Annotated in this window: 5 protein-coding genes and 1 pseudogene; all 6 read right to left on the bottom strand. The window is 49.0% G+C overall.

Annotation, left to right across the window (positions count from 1 at the left end):
* Positions 1-78: 78 nt before the first annotated feature.
* Complete coding sequence (gene crr, locus OKC29_RS19205) at positions 79-588, bottom strand: PTS glucose transporter subunit IIA (RefSeq protein ID WP_005303134.1); 510 nt, start codon at positions 586-588, stop codon at positions 79-81.
* A 43-nt stretch (positions 589-631) separates the two neighbouring features.
* Positions 632-2359: a phosphoenolpyruvate-protein phosphotransferase PtsI gene (gene ptsI, locus OKC29_RS19210; protein WP_011706834.1), complete on the bottom strand. Its 1728-nt coding sequence runs from the start codon at positions 2357-2359 to the stop codon at positions 632-634.
* A gap of 44 nt (positions 2360-2403) precedes the next feature.
* On the bottom strand, positions 2404-2661 hold the full coding sequence (locus OKC29_RS19215; RefSeq protein WP_005303128.1) for an HPr family phosphocarrier protein: 258 nt from the start codon (positions 2659-2661) through the stop codon (positions 2404-2406).
* Between the two features lie 442 nt (positions 2662-3103).
* Complete coding sequence (cysK, locus tag OKC29_RS19220) at positions 3104-4072, bottom strand: cysteine synthase A (RefSeq protein WP_011706833.1); 969 nt, start codon at positions 4070-4072, stop codon at positions 3104-3106.
* Between the two features lie 614 nt (positions 4073-4686).
* On the bottom strand, positions 4687-5988 hold the full coding sequence (locus OKC29_RS19225) for an McrC family protein (protein WP_270669508.1): 1302 nt from the start codon (positions 5986-5988) through the stop codon (positions 4687-4689).
* Positions 5985-6501, bottom strand: a pseudogene (locus OKC29_RS19230) (hypothetical protein); the annotation flags it as partial. The pseudogene OKC29_RS19230 and the gene OKC29_RS19225, both read right to left, overlap by 4 nt.

Consider the following 6501-nt stretch of genomic DNA (forward strand, 5'->3'; position numbering starts at 1 on the left):
CCGGAAAACGCCCATAAAAAAACCGAAGCCAGGGCTTCGGTTTTTTGTTGCAGCGACGGGCGCTCGGCCCATGCGGCCTTATTTCTTGATGCGGATCACCGGGGTCTCGCCCACGGTCACGGCACCTGTCATCTTCACCAGCTCTTTGATCTCGTCCATGTTGGAGATGACCACCGGAGTCAGGGTAGATTTGGCTTTGGCTTCCAGAACGGCCAGATCGAACTCGATGATGGTGTCACCGCGCTTGACCTGTTGACCTTCCTGGGCGATGCGCTTGAAGCCTTCGCCTTTCAGTTCAACGGTGTCGATACCGAAGTGAACGAACAGCTCGATACCAGAGTCGGATTCCAGCGAGAACGCGTGGTTGGTCTCGAAGATCTTGCCGATGGTGCCGTCGCACGGCGCAACCATCTTGTTGCCAGCCGGCTTGATGGCGATGCCGTCGCCGACGATCTTCTCGGCGAAGACTACGTCGGGTACATCTTCGATCGGTACGATTTCGCCTGACAGCGGGGCAAAAATTTCGATGCCGCCGGTATCAGAACTGTCATCGGAAACCAGTTTCTTCAGTTTATCAAACAGACCCATAGTAAAAGCTCCTAGAGATGATTGTCGCTGTTTGCAGCCGATCTTAGCAGACTGCCTTCTGCTTAATAAAGTTATCTACACAGGCTTCGATTTCGGCGGCGGTGGCAAAGCTCAGCGCTTGATCAGCCATGGCCTTCACATCTTCGAAGTTGGTGTTGCGGATAAGCTTCTTGATACGCGGTACAGAGATGGCGCTCATGGAGAACTCATCCAGACCCATACCCAGCAGCAGCAGGGTGGCACGCTCGTCACCAGCCAGTTCACCACACATACCGGTCCACTTGCCTTCGGCGTGGGATGCATCGATAACCATCTTGATCAGCGTCAGGACGGAGGGTGACAGCGGGTTGTACATGGCGGAAATCATCTCGTTACCACGGTCGACAGCCAGAGTGTACTGGGTCAAGTCGTTGGTACCGATACTGAAGAAATCCACTTCCTTGGCCAGATGATGAGCCATCACGGCAGCAGCCGGGGTCTCGATCATGATACCCACTTCGATGGATTCATCAAAGGCTTTGCCTTCGGCACGCAGTTCGGCTTTCAGCGTCTCCACGGTAGCCTTCAGGCTGCGGAACTCTTCGACAGAGATGATCATCGGGAACATGATGCGCAGTTTGCCGAAGGCAGACGCACGCAGGATGGCCCGCAGCTGAGCGTGCATGATGTCGGCGCGATCGAAGAAGATCCGCACGGCACGCCAGCCCAGGAAGGGGTTCATCTCTTTCGGGAAATTCATGTAGGGCAGTTCTTTGTCGCCGCCGATGTCCATAGTGCGCACGATGATCGGCTGATCCGGCATCGCTTCGGCCACTTCTTTGTAGGCTTTGAACTGCTCGTCTTCGGTCGGCAGCGCGTCACGATCCATGAACAGGAACTCGGTACGGTACAGACCCACGCCTTCGGCGCCGTTGCGGATGGCACCTTCGGTATCCTTGACGGTACCGATGTTGGCGCACACTTCGACCTGATGGCCATCGAGGGTGATGGCAGGCAGATCTTTGAGCTTGGCCAGTTCATCTTTCTCGGCCTGGAACTGGGCCTGGAATTGCTTGGCTTCGTTCAGCTGTTCGGCAGTCGGATTGATGATGATCTGGTTGTTGATCGCGTCCAGCACCAGCACGTCACCATTCTTGACGCGCTCGGTGATGTCGTTGGTACCCACGATGGCCGGCAGCTCCAGGGAGCGGGCCATGATGGAGGTGTGGGAAGTACGGCCACCGATGTCGGTGACGAAACCCAACACATATTTCAGGTTGATCTGAGCGGTTTCGGACGGGGTCAGGTCTTTGGCGACCAGGATAACCTCTTCGTCGATGGTGCTCAGGTTGACAACGGCGATGCCCAGTACGTTCTTGACCAGACGGGTACCGATATCACGGAAGTCGGTGGCGCGCTCGCGCAGATAGGGATCATCCAGCTCGGCCATCATCTTCGCGTACTGCTCGATGACCTCGTAGATGGCCTTGTCAGCGGTGGCCTTGTTGTCTTTGATGAAGGATCTGATATCCCCTTCCAGCTCTTCATCTTCGAGCAGCATGATGTGGCCTTCGAAGATGGCCTCTTTTTCTTCACCGAAGGTGCGACCGGCCATCTCTTTGATGGCTTCCAGCTGTGCGGCTGACTTGGTGCGGGCCTCGAGGAAGCGGTTGATTTCGGCATCAATCTGTTCGGCAGCGATTTTGCCCTGATTGATAACGATTTCATCTTCTTTCAGAAGAAGCGCCTTGCCGAATGCGATACCGGGGGACGCAAGAATGCCAGATATCATAATCCTTCCTATTAAAACGACTGTGGGGGAGGAATAAAGCTGGATTACTCCAGCTCGTCCATCAGGGCAACCAGCTTCTCAACGGCTTTCTGAGCGTCCGGGCCGTCGGCCTGGATGGTCACGTTGGTGCCTTTGGTCAGGCCCAGGGTCTGCAGCTTGAACAGGCTCTTGGCGCTGGCGGATTTGCCACCGGAGACCACAGTGATCTCGCTTTGGAATTCTTTGGCTTCTTTCACGAACTGAGCTGCCGGACGGGTGTGCAGGCCGTTTTCAGCAGTAATAACAACAGACTTCTCGTACATGGTTTCACCCCATATTATTGATATTTTTTGGTGTGAGGGATGCTTTTGACGCTTCCTTCTCGCACCGTGTCAGTATGGATATGTTGTAAAGTAACGAAATCAGACCTGCAATGGTTTAATCCAGGTCAATTTTCTGTGCAGTATTCGGTGTCTGCCTCAACTCTTTTCCGTTATCGCTCTACAAGCCGCGTCAATGCTGGCTTGAAATTATTTTATAACGAAAAATAACACTTTGTTACTTTGTGATACCTAGTCGGCAAACACCTCGTGACGCGGCACAGGATATGAGATTTATCACAGAATGTCTGCTTTTTTTGTCGCTGGGTTGCTTGTTATTTTACCCCGAAAAATAAGGGGTCGACTGGCGCTGCCAAGTGCTCAGTCTAGCTCATAAAGAAACGGCGCTCCTGGGAGCGCCGTTGTTTTGAAATAATCCGATCAGTTACTGCTGCAATTCCTGCTCGCTGAACACCCCGGCAAACAGGGCGCTGGAGAGGTAACGCTCGGCAGCGCTCGGCAGAATGACGACGATGGTCTTGTCGGCAAACTCCGGCAGCTCGGCGAGGCGCGCAGCGGCCACCACGGCGGCGCCTGAGCTGATCCCGGCCAGGATCCCTTCCTCTTCCATCAGGCGGCGAGCCATCTCGATGGCGTCATCGCTGTTCACCTGCTCGACGCGATCCAGCAGGGTGAGGTCCAGGTTGCCCGGGATGAAGCCGGCACCGATACCCTGGATCTTGTGGGGACCGGGTTTGATTTCAAGGCCGGCCAGGCGCTGGCTGATCACCGGCGATTCGCTCGGCTCGACGGCGACGGAGACCACCGCCTTGCCCTTGGTCTGTTTCAGGTAGCGGGAGACACCCGTGATGGTGCCGCCGGTGCCGACGCCAGCCACGAACACGTCCACCTGACCGTCGGTGGCATCCCAGATCTCGGGGCCGGTGGTCTTCTCGTGGATTTCCGGGTTGGCGGGGTTTTCAAACTGTTGCAGCAGCACGTATTTGCCCGGCTCGGACTCGAGGATCTCGTTGGCCTTGGCGATGGCGCCCTTCATGCCGAGCGGCCCTTCGGTCAGCACCAGATTGGCGCCGAGTGCCTTGAGCAGCTTGCGGCGCTCCAGGCTCATGGTGGCCGGCATGGTCAATGTGATGGGATAGCCACGGGCGGCGGCCACGAAGGCCAGAGCAATACCCGTGTTGCCGCTGGTGGGTTCGATGATCTCCTTGCCCTTGGTCAGGACGCCGCGTTTCTCGGCATCCCAGATCAGGTTGGCGCCGATACGGCACTTGACGCTGAAGCTCGGGTTACGGCTCTCAATCTTGGCCAGCACGCGGCCCTTGGTAACACGGTTGAGACGAACCAGCGGGGTGTGACCTATGGTCTGGCTGTTGTCCTCAAAAATTTTGCTCATGGTGCTATCCCTGTTTGTTACGGCGATGAAACAAGATTACCCTGTGGTTTCTGAATGAGAAGTGACGATTTGTTATAACAATATGTTATTACAAGATATAGAGCTTATTCTTTCTTATTGAGGCCTCGATCTCAGAACGGTTATAAACGGAAAATTATCGCTCACCGAATGAGTGAGTGAGTCAACTCCAGTACATACAAGGGATTAAGGCCAGCTTGTGGATTACATTCTTAACACATTATCAATCTTCGTAAGAATAGAACGCTAAAGCACTAAAAGGTACAGCTAAAATTTACACTTTTCAAAAAGCCCCTGTCGTTCCGATGTACGAAGCAGAGTAACCGAGTTAACGAAGTGACTTGGCCGTGGCTCTAGGCTCGGTACGGCTTATTTGGATGGAGAGTCCCAATGAATCCCCCGGTCATTACACGACAACACCCAGGCACCCCTCTGGCTGTCCAAAAATGCCAAAACCCCAGCGTGAGAGGCTTTGTCATTTTTGCGCGGGTACCTGCTTATTAGAGAGAAGTGCTTATTTCGATGTTCTGGATCTGATTATCTTTATATTGTAAAGAGATTATAAAACAGTTTCTTGCAAATAAAATCTAACATTTCTAATTTTTGTTGATACCATTTTTGTAACCATTTATCGTGCTGGCGATCAATTGCACTAGCTTCTCTTGCTCATGTGGCAAATTTTCAGCTGATAAATCGATAAATATCTCATATACATCTATAGTGTTTGGGGAGCCTATACTTCCTAGCTTCTCAATATAAGTTTGCCCGGCCTTAGAAGGTAAAATTAGAGCTGCTGTTTTGCAACTAAAACTCAGAGCGTGTGAGATAATTTGGTAGCGATCGCTCTCTTTTGATGAAGGCTTGTACTTCGCATCTGCAATGAGCACTGTTCCATGTTGATCTTTTACAATTATGTCAGGCTGAGCCTTTCCGGTCGCTGTGCCGGGAGGATCTAAAAGCTGTTTTTTACCTTCATCATTACCATCAAGAATTAATATGTCTTCTCCAATTACAGACTTATACTCTCTTGCTGTATTTAAGAGAAATTGCTCAAAGATATTTTCCATATCTACAACAAAGCTGCTTAAGCTTAGTGCTGTACCGTGATTATCGAAATCTATTCCTGTTCCAGTAATTATCAACCGACAAACTTCGCATATGTTGATGTAGTAGCCTCGCAGTATTGGTATCTTGTTATGCTTAATTGTGTCGAATGCTTCTTCTAGAAAATTTGAATCAACGGGAAATTCAACCTCTTTGAATCCATCATAGAATTGGATAAGGGACTTGTAAATATGCTCTTGCTTTAGAAATTCTGGTGGAAGATTTGTCAAACAATAATGAATAGTATACTTTATTAGCTTGTTTAAGGGAGTGTTTGAAGTATGTTTAAAAAATGAAGAATACGCTTTATGAAACTTGCCATGCCCCCATAGCTTCCTAATGGAATTTTCTGTATCCAATCGACCTTTTATATTTGAAAGCTCATCATGTTTAAGCAGATACTCTTTGTAAATACCTTCAGCGTATAACGTTTGCAATTCCGAAATAAGGCTTTCAACTAAAAACTCATAGACTATTTCTGGAGCATTCTCTTTCTCATTGTATTTGCGGGAAAAATAGCTAAGTGAACGAAATTTACCTTGTGCAACGGACACCATCGTTGTAAGGTTTTTGATAGAAAACTTAGGTCTGATATCTATCGCCAAATCTGTTGTTACAGGTATTACACCTATATAACCTTTAGCTGCAAGACTTAGTTTATTATCTCTAGGTTTATAATCTATACTAAAGTAGTTTTTGACTTGAGGGAGAATGTTTAATCTCCCCCCATTTTGGATGATTTCCGATATATCTACGTCAATTGGAGAGCGTTCAGTTCCAATGATAATCTTCACTTAATCTTTCCCTTTTCATCCTCACTAATAATTGCCAAATAAGAGTTGCGAACTTCATTAAAGGCATCCTCTTTATATTTGAACATTTTTTCAAAAATATATTTTAATTTATGACTCCAAAGAACAATAAGATCTTCTTCAGATTTGATATCTTTGAAATATGCATGTCCGAATCCATGTTCTGCATACCTGTTGATAACATTGAAAAAATTAATTAATTTTCCAATTGTAGGTCCGTCGACCGAGTTATTAGTCAAAAATGATGTGAGAATGTCTCTATTTGGGGCTAACTCAATAATCTCAAACCTTCTTTCCATAGCTGCATCTAGGTCCATAACAGATTTATCATATGGATTCATAGTGGCTAAAATTATGACATTTTGAGGTACGTAAAATTTTTCTTCGGAATAAGGAAGTATGAACTCAATATCTCTATCGGCGTTTTTCAAGATAGTTGTCGCGCAAAGCTGTTTTAAGCAGCCTCTTTCTGCTCCGGCTCGGGTTTCTCGGGCC

The sequence above is a fragment of the Aeromonas sp. QDB34 genome (genome assembly GCF_027705405.1).
In the GTDB taxonomy this organism is placed as follows: Bacteria; Pseudomonadota; Gammaproteobacteria; order Enterobacterales; family Aeromonadaceae; genus Aeromonas; species Aeromonas hydrophila.

Coding starts and splice junctions, on each gene's coding strand:
- crr (WP_005303134.1), bottom strand. CDS start 588: ATGGGTCTGTTTGATAAACTGAAGAAACTGGTTTCCGATGACAGTTCT.
- ptsI (WP_011706834.1), bottom strand. CDS start 2,359: ATGATATCTGGCATTCTTGCGTCCCCCGGTATCGCATTCGGCAAGGCG.
- OKC29_RS19215 (WP_005303128.1), bottom strand. CDS start 2,661: ATGTACGAGAAGTCTGTTGTTATTACTGCTGAAAACGGCCTGCACACC.
- cysK (WP_011706833.1), bottom strand. CDS start 4,072: ATGAGCAAAATTTTTGAGGACAACAGCCAGACCATAGGTCACACCCCG.